At 37.0% G+C, this 16,179-nt stretch carries 14 protein-coding genes; 11 read left to right on the top strand and 3 right to left on the bottom strand.

The window, feature by feature from the left end; translation table 11 throughout:
• Positions 1-156 precede the first annotated feature (156 nt).
• Entirely contained in the window at positions 157-1,563 is a 1,407-nt protein-coding gene (gene glnA / locus ABXT51_RS05185; protein WP_271557016.1) for a type I glutamate--ammonia ligase, read from the top strand.
• A gap of 112 nt (positions 1,564-1,675) precedes the next feature.
• On the top strand, positions 1,676-2,674 hold the full coding sequence (bioB, locus tag ABXT51_RS05180) for a biotin synthase BioB (RefSeq protein ID WP_416694192.1): 999 nt from the start codon (positions 1,676-1,678) through the stop codon (positions 2,672-2,674).
• Here bioB and murG read toward each other — a convergent pair.
• On the bottom strand, positions 2,607-3,632 hold the full coding sequence (gene murG, locus ABXT51_RS05175) for an undecaprenyldiphospho-muramoylpentapeptide beta-N-acetylglucosaminyltransferase (RefSeq protein ID WP_416694190.1): 1,026 nt from the start codon (positions 3,630-3,632) through the stop codon (positions 2,607-2,609). The two genes, bioB and murG, sit on opposite strands and share 68 nt — an antisense overlap.
• Positions 3,625-4,767, bottom strand: a complete 1,143-nt coding sequence (locus ABXT51_RS05170) for an FtsW/RodA/SpoVE family cell cycle protein (RefSeq protein WP_416694188.1) — start codon at positions 4,765-4,767, stop codon at positions 3,625-3,627. Before ABXT51_RS05170 ends, murG begins: the two co-directional genes overlap by 8 nt.
• Positions 4,768-4,887: 120 nt before the next feature.
• Here ABXT51_RS05170 and ABXT51_RS05165 point away from each other — a divergent pair, with 120 nt between their 5' ends.
• From ABXT51_RS05165 to ABXT51_RS05125, 9 genes are all read left to right on the top strand, one after another.
• Positions 4,888-6,474 (top strand): ABC-F family ATPase, encoded by a 1,587-nt coding sequence (locus ABXT51_RS05165; RefSeq protein WP_416686183.1) that lies wholly within the window; start codon positions 4,888-4,890, stop codon positions 6,472-6,474.
• A gap of 119 nt (positions 6,475-6,593) precedes the next feature.
• Entirely contained in the window at positions 6,594-7,241 is a 648-nt protein-coding gene (locus ABXT51_RS05160; protein ID WP_416677117.1) for a riboflavin synthase, read from the top strand.
• Positions 7,242-7,254: 13 nt separating this feature from the next.
• Positions 7,255-8,328 (top strand): 3,4-dihydroxy-2-butanone-4-phosphate synthase, encoded by a 1,074-nt coding sequence (gene ribB / locus ABXT51_RS05155; protein ID WP_416677116.1) that lies wholly within the window; start codon positions 7,255-7,257, stop codon positions 8,326-8,328.
• A gap of 3 nt (positions 8,329-8,331) precedes the next feature.
• Complete coding sequence (gene ribE, locus ABXT51_RS05150) at positions 8,332-8,793, top strand: 6,7-dimethyl-8-ribityllumazine synthase (protein WP_271541321.1); 462 nt, start codon at positions 8,332-8,334, stop codon at positions 8,791-8,793.
• Entirely contained in the window at positions 8,790-9,206 is a 417-nt protein-coding gene (gene nusB / locus ABXT51_RS05145) for a transcription antitermination factor NusB (protein ID WP_416650868.1), read from the top strand. Before ribE ends, nusB begins: the two co-directional genes overlap by 4 nt.
• Before the next feature lie 196 nt (positions 9,207-9,402).
• A complete protein-coding gene (locus ABXT51_RS05140) occupies positions 9,403-10,398 on the top strand; it encodes an ABC transporter substrate-binding protein (protein ID WP_271537631.1) in 996 nt (331 codons plus the stop codon).
• A gap of 105 nt (positions 10,399-10,503) precedes the next feature.
• On the top strand, positions 10,504-11,310 hold the full coding sequence (locus ABXT51_RS05135; RefSeq protein WP_416694186.1) for an ABC transporter ATP-binding protein: 807 nt from the start codon (positions 10,504-10,506) through the stop codon (positions 11,308-11,310).
• On the top strand, positions 11,307-12,575 hold the full coding sequence (locus tag ABXT51_RS05130) for an ABC transporter permease (protein ID WP_416694184.1): 1,269 nt from the start codon (positions 11,307-11,309) through the stop codon (positions 12,573-12,575). The genes ABXT51_RS05135 and ABXT51_RS05130 overlap by 4 nt, the downstream gene beginning before the upstream one ends.
• Before the next feature lie 42 nt (positions 12,576-12,617).
• On the top strand, positions 12,618-15,086 hold the full coding sequence (locus ABXT51_RS05125) for a GcvT family protein (protein WP_416694182.1): 2,469 nt from the start codon (positions 12,618-12,620) through the stop codon (positions 15,084-15,086).
• A 15-nt stretch (positions 15,087-15,101) separates the two neighbouring features.
• On the opposite strand, the gene ABXT51_RS05120 is transcribed toward ABXT51_RS05125, so the two are convergent.
• Positions 15,102-16,124: a hypothetical protein gene (locus ABXT51_RS05120; RefSeq protein WP_416694180.1), complete on the bottom strand. Its 1,023-nt coding sequence runs from the start codon at positions 16,122-16,124 to the stop codon at positions 15,102-15,104.
• Between the last annotated feature and the right edge of the window lie 55 nt (positions 16,125-16,179).

Here is a 16,179-nt window from a genome sequence, read left to right as displayed (position 1 = left end):
ATTTCTGGAGTAATTTTAATTAATTTAGGATATAATCATCACTTGAAATACCATTGCTATGTTCTCAATGAGCTCGCAACACCGTTTGCAACGGCGCAGACTTCCTGACAATGCCTGTCAATCTTGTTTTTTATTAATATTTTTAGGAGTACATCTATGTCTGCAAAAAAAGTAATGAAAATGATCGAAGATGAAAACATAAAGTTTATAGATTTTCGTTTCACCGATACAATAGGAAAAGAGCAGCACGTTAGTGTTCCAGCTCATACAATTAATGTTGAAAAACTAGAAGATGGCCAGATGTTTGATGGCTCCTCTATTGCTGGTTGGAAAACTATTAATGATTCTGATATGATCCTTTCCCCAGATACTGAAACAGCGGTGCTTGACCCTTTTACTGAGGAAGTGACTTTAAACATTCGCTGTAATATTATTGAGCCAAGTGATTTAAAAGGCTATGTTAAAGATCCAAGATCTATTGCATATCGCGCTGAAGAATTCATGAAAGCTTCTGGTGTTGGTGATACAGCATATTTTGGAAATGAGCCTGAATTTTTTGTTTTTGATAGTGTTAAGTGGGACACCGGTCACGGCATGGGTAAGGCATTTTATGAAATTAATTCAGAAGAGGCAGCTTGGAATTCTGGAGTCGACATGGAAGGTGGAAACAAAGGTCATCGTCCAGGTATTAAAGGTGGCTACTTCCCGGTTCCTCCAGTTGATTCATTGCATGATCTACGTTCTCAAATGTGTCTAGCAATTGAGGAAATGGGGGTTACTACTGAGGTTCATCATCATGAGGTTGGAACTGCAGGGCAGTGTGAAATTGGCGCGTTATTTAACACATTAGTTAAAAAGGCTGACGAGACTCAAATCTTTAAATACTGCGTTCATAATGTTGCTCACCTATATGGCAAAACAGCTACATTTATGCCTAAACCAATTGCGGTTGATAATGGTAATGGAATGCACGTGCATATGTCTATTGCAAAGGATGGAGTTAACTTATTTGATGGAGATCAATATGGCAACTTAAGTGAAATGGCGCTCTTTTATATTGGTGGCATTATCAAGCATGCAAAAGCATTAAATGCTTTTACTAATCCTTCTACAAACTCATATAAGAGATTAGTTCCTGGATTTGAAGCACCAGAAATGCTCGCTTACTCTGCTAAGAATCGTTCAGCAGCAATCAGAATACCTTTCGTTAAAAATCCTAAGGGACGTCGTATTGAAGTGCGTTTTCCAGATTCGACTGCTAACCCTTACCTTGCTTTCTCAGCACTACTAATGGCAGGCCTTGATGGTATAAAAAATAAAATCCATCCTGGTAAGCCAGCAGATCAAGATCTTTATGAAGATAGTGATGGTTCTATTCCTAAAGTTGCTGGAATGCTTCATATCGCCCTAGAAGCACTCGATGATGACCGTGAATTCCTTAAGCAAGGTGGAGTCTTTACAGACGAGGTTATTGACTCATTTATTGAACTTAAGATGAAAGAAGTTACAGCAATGAGAGCTTCACCTCAGCCGCTAGAGTTTGATTTATACTATAGCTGCTAAGATATTATATTTACTAGTTAATAAAAAGCCGCGCACAATGCGCGGCTTTTTATTGTTCTTTTTAGAACTATTTGTTGCGGTAAAATTAATTAACTTAAATACATAAAATCAAATGATTGAATTAAAAAATGATTGGGAATTAGATGAAATAAAGGCTTTATTTGAACTTCCTTTTAACGATCTCCTTTTTAAAGCGCACAGCATTCATAGAGAAACTTTTGACCCAAATAAGGTCCAAGTAAGTTCTTTATTAAATATTAAAACAGGCGCATGCCCAGAAGATTGCTCTTATTGTTCTCAAAGTTCAAAATATGATACTGGCCTTGAGCGTGAAAAATTAATGGAGATTGATCAGGTATTGCATCAGGCAAAAAAAGCGAAAGATAAAGGTGCGTCTAGGTTTTGTATGGGAGCTGCCTGGAGAAACCCTACTGATAAAAGCCTTGATAAAGTCATTCCAATGATCAAGGGCGTTAAGGCGATGGGAATGGAGACATGTGTTACTCTGGGGATGATTACGCCAAGCCAAGCCTCTACTCTTAAAGAAGCTGGGTTAGATTACTATAACCATAATATTGATACTTCGAAAGAGCATTACCCTAATGTTGTATCGACGCGTAATTTTCAAGATAGACTAGATACCTTAGAAGCAGTCAAAAACGCAAATATTAATGTTTGTAGTGGTGGAATCCTAGGAATGGGTGAGACGGAAACAGACCGAGCATCAATGCTTCAATCCTTATCTAATCTCGAAAAGCACCCTGATAGCGTTCCAATCAATTTACTGGTTCCTATTCCAGGAACACCTTTTGAAAACGTTAAGCCACCAAGCGAAAGTGAATTTGTAAGGACTATTGCAGTCGCAAGAATTTTGATGCCTAACTCAGTAGTAAGGCTTTCAGCTGGAAGGCTGGAGATGGGTGAGGGGATGCAGGCGCTTTGCTTCTTTGCTGGAGCCAATTCTATTTTCTATGGCGAGCAGTTATTAACTACTGATAATCCAACTTCTGCAAATGATCAACTACTTTTCAGCCGCCTTGGAATTAACAAAGAAGATAATCAGCAATTATCTTCTCAGGACTCGGAACTGAGAGTAACTCTAACTTCTTAGTCATTTCGTGAATTTTTAGAGAGTCTAACGCAAGTAACTCTTTATCAATAATTTCGCCACTAAAAGAATCCTCTTGAATAATTATCCCTGCCCCATTTTTAGATAAGTGTTCAGCATTAACTGTTTGATGGTTATCTATTGCATAAGGAAATGGAACAAGTATTGCAATTGTTTTTGAAGCAATAAGCTCTGATACTGTCATAGCTCCAGCTCTAGAGATAACTAGATCTGCCCATGCATAAGCTTCAGCCATATTATCAATGAAAGCATCAATCTTAACATCAGAGTGCATAGAGTCTGCATACAAAGCTTTTACCTCAGTAAGATGCTTTTCTCCAGTTTGATGCCATATATTTAGGGGTGTTTTGATGTTAGGTATGGTTTGATTAATTTTTTTGGCGCCAAGAGAGCCTCCTAGGATAAGTATATTTTTAATTGCATTAGGAGTTGATTTCGAGCTTGGAGCAAAAAGAATAGGATTGCCTGTTGTTACAGCATTTATATCTTTATGAAAAGTATTATCAAAAGCCTGAAAACATTTTTGAGCAATTCTGCTTAATAATTTATTGGTTGTTCCAGGAATAGTATTTTGCTCATGAATGATTAATGAGGTGAAAAATATTTTAGAAACTATCCCGCCAACTCCTGAAGCGTAACCTCCCATTCCAATGACTTTGTGTGGTCTAAATCTGATAAAAATTAGAATTGTTTGAATAAACCCATAACTAAGTAAAAAAATAGCTTTGAATAGAGTTGTAAGATTTTTTCCTCTCAGGCCACTAGTATAAACTCCATTGAATCGATAGCCATGATCTGGAACTAGGGTGCTCTCCATTCCTTTGATTCCTCCAAGCCACTCTATAACTGCTCCTTTTGATTCAAGTTCTTTTGCTATAGCAAGAGCTGGAAAAATGTGACCACCTGTTCCTCCAGCCATAATAAGTATTTTTTTAGACATAGTCACGCTGTTGAGAGTACTTTGTTCTATTTTCCATATCTATTCTTAATACAATAGCTAGGGCAATGATGGAAAAAATCATAGAAGTACCGCCATAGCTTAATAATGGTAAAGTAAATCCTTTTGGTGGAAGAACTCCAAGATTCATACCAATATTTACAGTTATCTGCATTGCAAACCAAGTGCAAATTCCAAAAGCAACATAAGAGCTATAGTGCCTTCCTTTTTGAAGCGCAAGTTTGGCGATTGAAAAACCCTTAAGGAGAATGTATAGAAATGATAGAAGTACAAAGAGCATTCCAAGGACGCCAAGCTCTTCTCCAATAACTGCAAAGATCATATCTGTATGTCTTTCAGGGAGTAGATAGTATTTCTGAATGCCAGCTCCAAGACCTGTTCCAAACCAATCCCCCCTTGCAATTCCAATCAATGCTTGCTGTGTTTGATAAATTTTAGCATCACTTCGCCATAGGTCTTCTGACCAAAAAGATACTAAGCGATCAAGACGATTTGGATAATTGATAATAATAACTCCAATAAGACCAAGCAGAGCAAATGTAACAATACTGAGTTGCTTGAGATATGAGCCTGCTGCATAGAGCATTGCTAGCGCTGTTAATGAAATAATTAGTGTTGCTCCTAAATCCGTTTCAAATAAAATTAATAAATCTGCTATTCCAATAATGAGAACTGTTTTAAGGAAGCCCATCCATGGTTTTCTTAGATCTTTTTCTTGTCTTATTAAGAAGCCCGCCATGAATAAAACCATTGAGAGCTTCATGAGTTCTGACGGTTGAAATTTAAAATAAACAAAGTTTATCCACCTGGTAGAGCCATTCGCTGTGTGTCCTATTGGACTTGGAAGAAATACAATGGCCAATAAGATAATCGTAAGAATAAAAAGAGGAATTGAGTACTTTTGAAGAACTGAAATAGGCGTATTCAACGTTATCAGTCCAGCACTAAGCCCCATAAAAATAAATAGTGTTTGCTTTAAAAAAAACGTGTAGCTATCAAAATGAGCTAAAGAGGCTGATAGCATCATTACCCACCCAAAGATTATCAACAATAAGATTGTCGACAATAACACCTTGTCGGGCATCTGATTGGTTCTCATGGAGGGATTTAATTTCATAGGCAAATATATTTTATACTTTTTGGAGAAAAGTTTTGTTAGTTATCCAAATGCATAATAGTTATGCTTTTTATGAGGCATTATGGGATAATATTTTTTTTTATAAATCTTTATAAGATAATGATATCAACTGCCAACATCACCATGCAATTTGGTGAAAAGCCCCTATTTGAAAATATCTCTGTTAAATTTCAGGGTGGTAATCGTTATGGTTTGATTGGTGCTAATGGCTGTGGTAAGTCTACGTTAATGAAAATATTGACTGGAGATTTAAAACCTAGCCAAGGCTCAGTAACGGTTGGCGATGGTCAAAGACTTGGTGTGCTCTCTCAGGATCAATTTGCATTTGAGAATTACCGTGTTGTTGACGCAGTAATTATGGGACACAAAGAGCTTTGGAAAATCAAAGCGGAGAGAGAAAGGATTTATGGTTTGCCTGAAATGTCTGAGGAAGATGGAATCAAGGTTGCAGAGCTAGAAATGGAGTTTGCTGAAATGGATGGGTACTCAGCAGAATCATCAGCGAGCGAGCTTTTGCAAGGCCTTGATATTCCTTTAGATCAGCATTATGGTCTTATGAGTGAAATTGCACCAGGCTGGAAGCTCAGAGTTCTTTTAGCGCAGGCACTTTTTTCAGACCCTGAAGTTCTTTTATTAGACGAACCTACCAATAACCTTGACATTAATTCAATACGTTGGCTAGAAGGCGTTTTAAGCACAAGAAAATCTACAATGGTAATAATTTCCCATGATCGACACTTTTTAAACGGTGTTTGTACTCATATGGCTGATCTGGATTATGGCGCTCTAAATGTGTTTCCAGGAAACTATGACGACTTTATGATTGCAGCAACTGCAATTCAGGAAAGAATGCGATCAGAGAATGCCAAAAAAGAAGTAAAAATTAAAGACTTAAAGCATTTTGTATCTCGATTTTCAGCTAATGCCTCTAAAGCAAAACAAGCAACCTCACGCCAAAAAGAACTAAATAAGATCGAGCTTGATGACATTAAGCCATCATCACGAGTAAGCCCTTATATTATTTTTAATCAGACTAAAGAATTGTTTAGAAACATATTAGAGGTTCAAAGTCTTACCAAAAGCTTTGATGATGAGCCAGTTTTTAAGGATATTAATTTATTAATTGAAAAGGGACAGCGAGTTGCAGTCATCGGACAAAATGGATCTGGAAAAACAACTCTTTTAAAAACTTTATTAGGTGAAATCGGCTCAGATAGTGGAAAAACTAAATGGAGCGAGAATGCAAATATTGGTTATTATGCGCAAGATCATAGCGATGAGTTTGATAAAGATATGAACGTTCTAGAGTGGATGACTCAGTTTAAAAATGAAAAAGATGATATTCAGATGATGCGCTCTGTGTTGGGCAAAATGCTGTTTGGAAAAGAAGATGTTGAAAAATCTGTAAAGTCATTATCTGGTGGAGAGAAAGGCAGAATGATTTTTGGAAGATTAATGCTCCAAAAACCAAACATTTTGTTAATGGATGAGCCAACAAACCACTTGGATATGGAATCGATTGAAGCTTTAAACTTAGCTCTTGATAACTATGAAGGGACATTAATATTTGTAAGTCATGATAGGGAGTTTGTCTCTTCTTTGTCTACTAAGATAATTGAGCTCAAGGAAGACGGTGTTGAATATTATTCAGGTAACTATGAAGACTACTTGTTAACTCAAGTGTGAATTTAATTAAAGATTACCTCGAAATCTATTGATTCCAAAACTTTTTGTTTGATGGTTAAATAAGGCAACAAAAATATTTAAGCGTAAAATTTAATTTAACTAATAAAATTATTTTGTAAATGTTTACAGGGATTATCCAAGCAAAAGGCAGCATTCACGAGGTTCAATCTTCTGAAAAAGGAGCTGTGCTTATTATTAATGCAGATGACCTTGATTTAACTGATTCTAATGTGGGAGATAGTATTGCAGTCAATGGTGTATGTTTAACTGTTACTGCGTTAAAGAGAAACTCTTTCACTGCTGATGCTTCTCAAGAAACTTTAGGCTGTACTACTTTTTCAGAACTAATAAAGGGTCAGCACGTTAATTTAGAAAAGTCATTAAGACTTAATCAGGGAATTGATGGACATTTGGTGAGTGGGCATGTTGATGGTATTGGAGAAGTTGACTCTGTTTATACTGAAGGCGTGAGCACAAGATTAAAAATTAAAGCTATGACTGACTTGATGAAGTATATTGCTAAAAAAGGGTCTATTTGTATTGACGGAGTAAGTCTTACAGTCAATAGCGTGGTTGGTAATATTTTTGATGTTAATATTGTTCCTCATACCTTTTCAGCAACTACGCTGAGTGGTTTGAGTGAAAAATCAAAGGTTAATTTAGAGATTGATATAATTGCTAGACACGTTGAGCAACTTATCAGCCATAGGGTTGATATTGGAGATGAACTATCTGCTCTTAGCAAAAAAAAAGACACTTGTAACTAAAAAGTAAATAAGTATGAAAGCATCAATTAAAGAGCTCTTAGAAGACTACAAGCAAGGAAAAATGATTATTCTTATGGACGATGAGAATCGTGAAAATGAGGGTGATTTGTTAATTGCAGCAGAAAAAGTTACTAAAGAAGATGTTAACTTTATGGCGACGCATGGCCGTGGATTAATTTGCTTAACTTTGACTCAGCAGCGCTGTCAACAGCTAAACCTTCCATTGATGGTTTCAAAAAATAGTGACCTCCATTCAACAAACTTTACAGTTTCTATAGAAGCTGCTACAGGAGTAACTACGGGCATATCTGCAGCTGATAGAGCCAAAACTATTCTTGATGCTGTAGCAAAGAATGCAAAACCTTTAGATATTGTTCAGCCTGGCCATATTTTTCCATTGATGGCTCAGCAGGGCGGAGTTCTAATTCGTGCTGGCCACACTGAAGCTGGTTGTGATTTAGCTAGATTAGCTGGCTTTGAGCCCGCCTCCGTAATTGTTGAAATATTAAATGATGATGGATCAATGGCGCGCAGTGCTGATTTACAAAAATTTGGGAAGAAGCATGGCATAAAGCTAGGAAATATTGCTGACTTAATTCATTATAGAGTTGAGAATGAAAAAACCGTAGAAAGAATAAGTCAGAGGCCTTTTAATACGAAATATGGTGAATTTGAACTTTATTCTTATTTAGATACTATTCATAACGACATTCATATTGCTTTAGTAAAAGGGTCAATTAGTAAATCAAATGAGCCTTATGTTAGAGTCCATATGGAAAATATCTTTAAAGATGTTATGCAAGAAGTTAATCGTGGATTTAGTATAAATAGTGCTTTAAGTATGATTTCAGATGTTGAAAGTGGCGTTTTTTTACTTTTACGTAAGCAAGATAATCAAGCTATTCTTGAAAATATTGATAATCAAGATTACAGAAGTAGTGATGATGGAAAAACGTTTGGAATTGGTGCTCAAATACTATCTGATTTAGGAGTAACTTCTATGAAGTCTCTAGGCAAGCCAAAAAAGTGGCCTGGATTAGAGGGTTTTGGAATAACCATTAGTGAATATGTAAACATGAAGGAGTAGGTGATGAAAACTATCGAAGGTGACTTAACTATTAAGAACAAAAAGATTGCACTTATTGCAGGTCGATTTAACTCGTTTGTAGTTGAGCATTTAATCAGTGGCGCTAAAGGAGCTTTATTAAAGCATGGAGCTGATGATTCAGATATTGATCTTCTTTATGTGCCAGGAGCTTTTGAAATCCCTTTAGCTCTTAAAAAGACTGCTAATACTGGCAAATACGATGGTATTGTGGCATTAGGAGCTGTAATACGTGGTGGAACTCCTCATTTTGAGTTTGTAGCTGGTGAGTGCGTAAAAGGCATTTCAAAGGTTGCATTAGACTCCGAAATTCCTATCGCCTTTGGCGTTTTAACTGTTGATACAGTTGAGCAAGCGATTGAGAGATCAGGCTCAAACTCTGAAAATAAAGGTGCAGAAGCAGCAGAGAGCACAATTAGAATGATAAATTTACTCGAAAAGCTGTGACATCAAAACAACGTTCAAGAGCAAGAGTGGTTCAAGCATTGTATCAATGGCTCGTTTCTGGTGGTGATATTCCTCAAATTGAGCAGCAATTCCTTACTCAAAAAGAAGGTAAGATTTCTAAAGCATTCTTTTCAAACTTATTTATAAATATTCCTAAAAATATTTCAGTACTCGATGAAATTATTAACCCCTCACTCGAAAGAGATATTAGTGAGCTTGGCCCAACTGAAAAAGCCATCTTGTATCTGGGAGTCTATGAGCTAAAGTTTCAACTTGAAGTTCCTTATAAGGTAGTTATCAATGAGGCTGTGGAATTATCAAAGCTTTATGGTGCAGAAGGCGCCTTTAAACTTATAAATAAATCACTAGATAAAATTGCCCCATCCTTAAGATCAATGGAATTAGCTAAATAAAATTATTTTTTTAGTTAAGTCGTTAATTATCCAATAACAAGTGAAATTGTTTCAACTAACCCTTTTTCATGGTAATATCTCATTTTCAGATTTAAAAAATTATTGTTTTATTAATTTGGTTCTTCAAAGAGCCCTTAGTAAAATATTTTTTTTAGCTGAAAGAAGAGGAAGTTTAATATTTATTAAAGGAGAAATAATGAAAAGTATTTATAAAAAAATTGGAGCAACATTTATCAGTGCAATAGCTACTGTTAATGTAATGGCTCTTGATGAGCTTAATGTAGCTTATTTTGAAGAATGGCCAATGCCGTTCGAGTATGCAAAGCAAATTGGTGCGTATGATGAGGCTTTGGGTATGAAGGTTAACTGGAAAGCTTTTGGAACAGGTACAGCGATGTCTGCAGCTATGGCTTCTGGTGATATTCATATTTCAGTAAGTCAAGGTGTGCCTCCATTTATTGTTGCCGCTTCTACAGGCCAAGATATTCAAATTGTTGACGTTGCTGTAAGTTATGCTGACAATGATAACTGTGTTGTAGCTTCAGGTCTTGAAATTGATGCAAGCAATGCATCTGAATTGGCTGGAAAGAAAGTTTCTGTTCCACTTGGAACTGCTGCTCACTTTGGTTTCTTGAAGCAGATGGCTCACTTTGGTGTTTCTGTAGATTCAATGCAAGTAGTTGACATGGCTCCACCAGAAGGATCAGCTGCATTAGCTCAAGGAAGTATTGATATGTTCTGTGGATGGGGTGGATCACTTCGTCGTGCACTAGATCATGGTAATGTTCTTTTGACTGGTGATGAAAAAACAGCTCTAGGTATTCTAGTTTGGGACGTAACTTCAGTTCCAGCAGGTTTTGCTGATGAAAATGCTGAAGTTCTTCAAACGTTCTTAGGTGTTACTGCTGCTGCAAATGCAATGTGGAACTCAGGTGGTTTCCATTCACTAATGCTTCCTCATATCGCAAAAGATGCTGGTATGGATGAAGCAGCAACTGCTGAAACAATGTCTACATTTGTATTCCCATCAGTTAGCTCACAGTTAGGTGATAGCTGGCTTGGTGGTTCTGGTGAATCTTTCCTTAAAGGTGTAGCAGATGTATTTGTTGACGCTGGAAGTATTCCTAGCGCTCGTGGTTCGTATGCAAATGCGATTAATACTGATGGTCTTCAAGGATTAGCAGCGCAATAAAATACTGATTTATTAGACTTAATAAAAGTCTTAAAGTATTAGTTAGATTCAAGGTGGCGCACTTAGTGTGCCACCTTTTTTTTAAAAATAAATTCGGAGTTTAGTTTGAAAGGTTTATCAATTGAAAATATCTCAATGCGTTTTGATTTGAAGAATGGCTCTTCAGTTCAAGCTCTTAAAGATGTATCTTTAGACATAAAAGAAGGTGAAATTATCACTGTACTTGGACCTTCAGGTTGCGGTAAAACGACACTTCTAAATATTGTTGCTGGCTTTTTAGCTCCAACAGAAGGAAAAGTTGTTCTTAATGACAAAATTGTTTTAGGCCCTGGCGCTGAACGAGGAATGGTTTTTCAGCAAGGTGCTTTATTTGAGTGGATGAATGTTCAACAAAATGTTGCATTTGGACCTCGAATGAAAGGAATGCCAAAAGCTGAGCAAAATGAAAAAGTAAAACATTTACTTGAAGTAGTTGGACTAGCTGAATTTGAGGATAAAGCCGTATACGAATTATCTGGAGGCATGCAGCAAAGAGTGGCTCTAGCGCGTTGCCTTGCAAATGAACCTGATGTAATCTTAATGGATGAGCCTCTGGGTGCATTAGATGCCTTGACTCGTGAAAAGATGCAGGGGTTAGTTTTAAAGCTCTGGAAAGAGACTGGAAAAACAATTTTATTAATTACCCATTCTGTAGAAGAGGCTGTTCTTCTTGGTGAAAGATTATTGGTTCTTGCTCCAAGGCCAGGAAGGGTTTACAAGGAGTACAATCTCCCATTTGCTGAAATGGGCGTTAATATGGATCTTCGAGAAGTTAAAAAATCTGAGGGATATTCAGAGACTCGTGATGAAATTCTCTCAATTATCTGGGAAATGGAAGAAGAGATAATGGGAAGGACGGACGAAAGCTCATGACTATTTTAATTATCTATATTTTAATTTTTATTGCTGCTTTCTATATTGTTAAAGCAGTGAGCTCAATGTCAAAATCACGAGATGATTTCACGAGTCTTAAAACTGTAACATTTGGTGATGAGAGTGCTGTTACGCCTAATAGGGCTGCTTCAATTATATCAGTTATAGCAATATTCGCTATCTGGGGCTCATTTACGGGCTCTAAATTAACCCCTATCCATGTTCCTGGACCATTTATAGGTGAACTTTCATTTACCTATACTGCTGTTAACTCTTCAGGTGAAACTGATGATGCTGAAGTAAGAATTTCTGTTTACGATGTTCAGACTGGTGAAATACCTGACAAAATAGATATAGAGCCAGGATTAGGTTTTGCTCTTAATGACACAGCTCAAATTATTACATATAGAAGTGCTTTGGTTAAAGTTCAGAAAAATGATGTTGGTGGTAAGGATAAAAAATATAAAGTTATTGCAATTAATGGGGAGTCCATTTTACCAAGCAGTGAGCTCTTTATTGATAATGCACGCGTTTATATGACCGCTAAAGGAACCCTGAGTCTTACTCCATATAAAGGCTGGCAGATGCAACCAGTGTGGCTACCCTCGCCAGAAGCTGTCTGGTCAAGGCTAACTAAGATTGCTTCAGAAGGATATAAAAATTTTAGTTTATTTGAGCATTTAGGCTGGTCACTCCTTAGAGTTGTTGTTGGTTTTTTTGCTGGCGCTCTAATAGGTATACCTTTAGGATACGCAATGGGCCTTTCTGGCTGGTTTCGTGGCTGGTTTGATCCTATTGTAGAATTTATGAGACCAGTGCCTCCACTTGCTCTAATTCCATTAGTTATTATTTGGTTTGGTATTGGCGAACAAGGAAAGATTATTTTACTATTCTTAGCTTCGCTTTGGATTATGACTATTTCTGCGAGAGCCGGAGTTTCAGGGGTTAATATTGCAAAAATTCATGCTGCATATTCACTAGGCGCCTCTAAATGGCAAATTATGAGGCTTGTTATTGTTCCAAACAGTTTGCCTGAAATATTTACAGGTGCAAGAGTCTCTATGGGGGTTTGTTGGGGCACAGTTGTAGCAGCCGAACTTGTAGCGGCTCAGAAAGGTGCTGGAATGATGATTATTACCGCCTCTAAGTTCCAGATGACTGACCTTGTAATCATGGGAATTGTACTGATTGGTGTTATTGGTTATGCAATCGATATACTTATGAGAATTTCAGAAAATTATCTTGTACCATGGAAGGGAAAATAGATTTATAATTCTGTTTTTTTATTCTTTATTTAAGGTTAGCCCATGTCAGTAATATTACCTAAAAATGCCCAAGCTGTAATTATTGGTGGAGGAGTAGTAGGCTGCTCAGTTGCTTATCATCTTGCAAAACTTGGTTACACAGATGTAGTTCTTCTGGAGCGTAAAAAGCTAACCTCTGGAACTACATGGCATGCAGCAGGACTTGTAGGGCAGATGCGCTCATCGCTTAATCTCACTCAAATGGTTAAATACTCTGGAAACCTTTACGAAACATTAGAGGCTGAAACAGGAATGGCTACTGGTTATCGCCGAACTGGCTCAATTAGTCTCGCAACAAACCAAGAAAGGTTAACAGAATATAAACGCAATGCATCACTTGCAAAAGTTCATGGAGTTGATGTGCAGATACTAACTACCGACGAGTTAAGAGATAAGGTCAACCTCTTTAATCTCGATGATGTTGTTGGCGGTGCTTGGATACCTAAGGATGGTAAGGCTGATCCAGCAAACGTCGCCATGGCTCTTGCAAAAGGCGCAAAGAACAATGGTGTTAAGATTTTTGAAGACGTTAAGGTTACTGGAATACTTAAAAAAGATGGAAAGGCTGTAGGAGTTCAAACTGAGTATGGTGACATACAATCTGATGCTGTTGTAAATTGCGGTGGAATGTGGGCAAGAGAGGTTGGCAAAATGGCTGGTGTTTCAGTCCCTCTTCATGCTTGTGAGCACTTTTACTTCCTAACTTCAGCCGTTCCAAATATGGGAGATATGCCCGTAGTGAGAGTTCCAGATGAGTCTGCATATTATAAAGAGGATGCTGGAAAAATACTTGTTGGGCTATTTGAGCCAAACGCAAAGCCATGGGCGCAAAATGGTATTCCAGAAGATTTTTGCTTTGATCAGATACAGGATGACTTAGATCACTGCATGCCTTATTTAGAGCTTGCAATGAACCGTGTGCCTATCATGGAAAGTTTAGGTATTGAGACTTTGTTTAATGGACCTGAAAGTTTTACGCCGGATGATAATTTTCAAATCGGAGAGTCTCCAGAATTAGGTAACTTTTATGTTGCTGCAGGATTCAATTCAATTGGTATTCAGGCGGCTGGTGGAGCGGGAAAATATTTAGCTGAATGGATTGTAGGAAAAGAACCTCCCTGTGATTTATGGGATGTAGATATACGAAGAAATGAGCCATTTCAAAATAATAAAATTTACTTAGCAAATAGAGTTACTGAAACTTTAGGCTATCTTTATGAAAATCATTTTCCATACCATCAATACGAAACAGCTAGAGGCTTAAGAAAAACTCCTTTGTATGAGTTTTTCAAAGAGCGTGGTGCTTGTTTTGGTGAGGTTGCTGGCTGGGAGAGGCCTAATTGGTTTGTTCCAAAGGATTTGATTGGAAAGGTTGAAGCTAAGTATGAATATTCATGGGGAAGGCAAAATTGGTTTGATTTTCATAGATTAGAGCAGCAAGCAATCAGAGAGACTGTTGGTATGTATGAAATGTCGTCATATGCAAAAATTCGAGTCAAAGGTTCTGATGCTATGGACTTTATGCAGATGATCTGTGCAAATGATGTTGATGTTGGTGTCGGTAAAATGGTTTATACGCAGTGGCTTAATCGGAAAGGCGGTATTGAAGCTGACGTAACAGTTACTCGTCTTGAAATTGATGATTATTTAATAGTCAGCGGCACAATGTGTCTGAATCGAGATATGCATTGGCTTAAAAAGAATTTGCCTGAAGGGGCCAATTGTTCACTATTTGATGCAACTAGTGCTGAGGGCTGTATCGCTATTATGGGGCCAAATTCGAGAGATTTACTACAATCCCTTACAGATACTGATATGAGTAACGAAAGCTTCCCTTTTGCAAATGTTCGCAGTATTGAGGTTGGTATGGCAAATGTACGTGCACACCGAATAACCTATGTTGGTGAATTAGGCTGGGAGTTATACTTTCCAATTGAGTTTTCAAGTTATGTAGCTGAGCTAATTGATTCAAAAGGTGAGGAGTTTTCTTTAAGACAGATTGGGATGCATACTGTTGATAGTTGTCGAATTGAAAAAGCATATAGACACTTTGGACATGACATAACTGATGAAGATCATGTCATTGATGCAGGACTTGGTTTTGCTGTGAAACTCGATAAGAGTCCTTCAAAATTTGGTAACTTTATTGGTTATGACTCTGTTAAAGCTAAAAAGGCTGCCGGTTATGAAATGAGAGTAATGCAGTTTTTACTGAGTAATCCTGAACCTATGCTTTATCATAATGAACCTATTCTGAAAAATGGTGAAATTGTGGGTCATTTAACAAGTGGAACCTATAGTCATACTCTTGGTGCTGCTGTGGGCCTTGGATACGTTACATGTCTCCCTAATGAAAGTCATGAAGATATTTTAAGTGCTGAATATACTATTGAGGTTGAAGGTATTATTGAGAAAGCTAGTGCATCACTTAAGCCAATGTATGACCCTTTAAATAAAAAAATCAGAAACTAATATTTCCTAATTTAATTACCAGGGCATTGCAACTGTATTATTTTGAGGGGTTAGCCTGCATGTTGGAAAATTAGCTGGATGATCTTGAAACGTTTCTTTAACACAGTCATTTTGAGGAACATCAAAATCGCTACTTGGCATAAAAGATCTTTTTCCATTGCTTGAGCAAGAGTCAATCATCTCTGTTCTTCCAGTCCACCTATAGATTTCTGATTGAATCCATTTTTTTTGTGTTTGAATTAGTTGAAGAAATTCATACATATGGCCATCATAATCCATTCCATTTCCATGAAGACCATGAAGGGCATACTTTCCACATTCTTTAAAAATTACTGGGCTACCTGATGTGTCAAATAGCATTGGAGGGTTAAGTTTACCATCATGCTTAAGTGTTTGTCTTGAGCAAGCATTATTTTTGCCACCCCATATTCTTCCATTAAGTAGATGATTATCAAAGAATCTCCCTTTATTCATTGCACTATCTCCAGGAACGGCAATATGTAAAGCTTTTGTATTTATTGCAGGAAGATTGTTTGCAATTGGAATTGGAATAATTGTAATATCTTTATTGCATCTATTGCAATTTCGATCAACATGAGCAACTAAGATATCATAACCAGGTGGCTCACCTGTTGATCTTGCGGAAATATCTAATACCTTTGCAATGATAATTTTTTTATTAGGGTAATTTTTTCCATCAACAACGTACATATTTCCTTTATGCTGACTCCAGTCTGTATTCCTTTTTTTTGCAGCTTCAGGGCCACATGATAATGTCTGCTTTTTATTAGGCTCAAATCCTAATATATGTGCCGAACTAATAATAATGTCATCTTCTATAAACGTTACATTAGCACCCCACATGTCCTCACCTTGAGCCATTCTTGCTTGGAAACTATAATTATTTTTGGTATCATAATTGCCACAATTTTTTTTACATTGTAAGACATTTGGATCTGAGAATGAGGTCGATACTAAGCCAAATGATAGTGTGATAAAGCAAAGAATCCTTGTAAGAAATTTTATATTTGGTTGCATATGATTTTATTAAAAAATAGCTTTTATTAGGGTTAATATACCAATTAATCCAAGT

Source organism: Candidatus Pseudothioglobus sp. Uisw_050_01 (assembly GCF_048085775.1).
In the GTDB taxonomy this organism is placed as follows: Bacteria; Pseudomonadota; Gammaproteobacteria; order PS1; family Pseudothioglobaceae; genus Pseudothioglobus.
The sequence above is the reverse complement of the archived record's forward strand: the minus strand, read 5'-3'. Positions and strand labels throughout refer to the sequence as shown.

What these genes read in the sequence shown, in the direction of transcription:
- glnA (WP_271557016.1), top strand. Translation starts at nt 157, where the DNA reads ATGTCTGCAAAAAAAGTAATGAAAATGATCGAAGATGAAAACATAAAG.
- bioB (WP_416694192.1), top strand. Translation starts at nt 1,676, where the DNA reads ATGATTGAATTAAAAAATGATTGGGAATTAGATGAAATAAAGGCTTTA.
- murG (WP_416694190.1), bottom strand. Translation starts at nt 3,632, where the DNA reads ATGTCTAAAAAAATACTTATTATGGCTGGAGGAACAGGTGGTCACATT.
- ABXT51_RS05170 (WP_416694188.1), bottom strand. Translation starts at nt 4,767, where the DNA reads ATGAAATTAAATCCCTCCATGAGAACCAATCAGATGCCCGACAAGGTG.
- ABXT51_RS05165 (WP_416686183.1), top strand. Translation starts at nt 4,888, where the DNA reads ATGATATCAACTGCCAACATCACCATGCAATTTGGTGAAAAGCCCCTA.
- ABXT51_RS05160 (WP_416677117.1), top strand. Translation starts at nt 6,594, where the DNA reads ATGTTTACAGGGATTATCCAAGCAAAAGGCAGCATTCACGAGGTTCAA.
- ribB (WP_416677116.1), top strand. Translation starts at nt 7,255, where the DNA reads ATGAAAGCATCAATTAAAGAGCTCTTAGAAGACTACAAGCAAGGAAAA.
- ribE (WP_271541321.1), top strand. Translation starts at nt 8,332, where the DNA reads ATGAAAACTATCGAAGGTGACTTAACTATTAAGAACAAAAAGATTGCA.
- ABXT51_RS05140 (WP_271537631.1), top strand. Translation starts at nt 9,403, where the DNA reads ATGAAAAGTATTTATAAAAAAATTGGAGCAACATTTATCAGTGCAATA.
- ABXT51_RS05130 (WP_416694184.1), top strand. Translation starts at nt 11,307, where the DNA reads ATGACTATTTTAATTATCTATATTTTAATTTTTATTGCTGCTTTCTAT.
- ABXT51_RS05125 (WP_416694182.1), top strand. Translation starts at nt 12,618, where the DNA reads ATGTCAGTAATATTACCTAAAAATGCCCAAGCTGTAATTATTGGTGGA.
- ABXT51_RS05120 (WP_416694180.1), bottom strand. Translation starts at nt 16,124, where the DNA reads ATGCAACCAAATATAAAATTTCTTACAAGGATTCTTTGCTTTATCACA.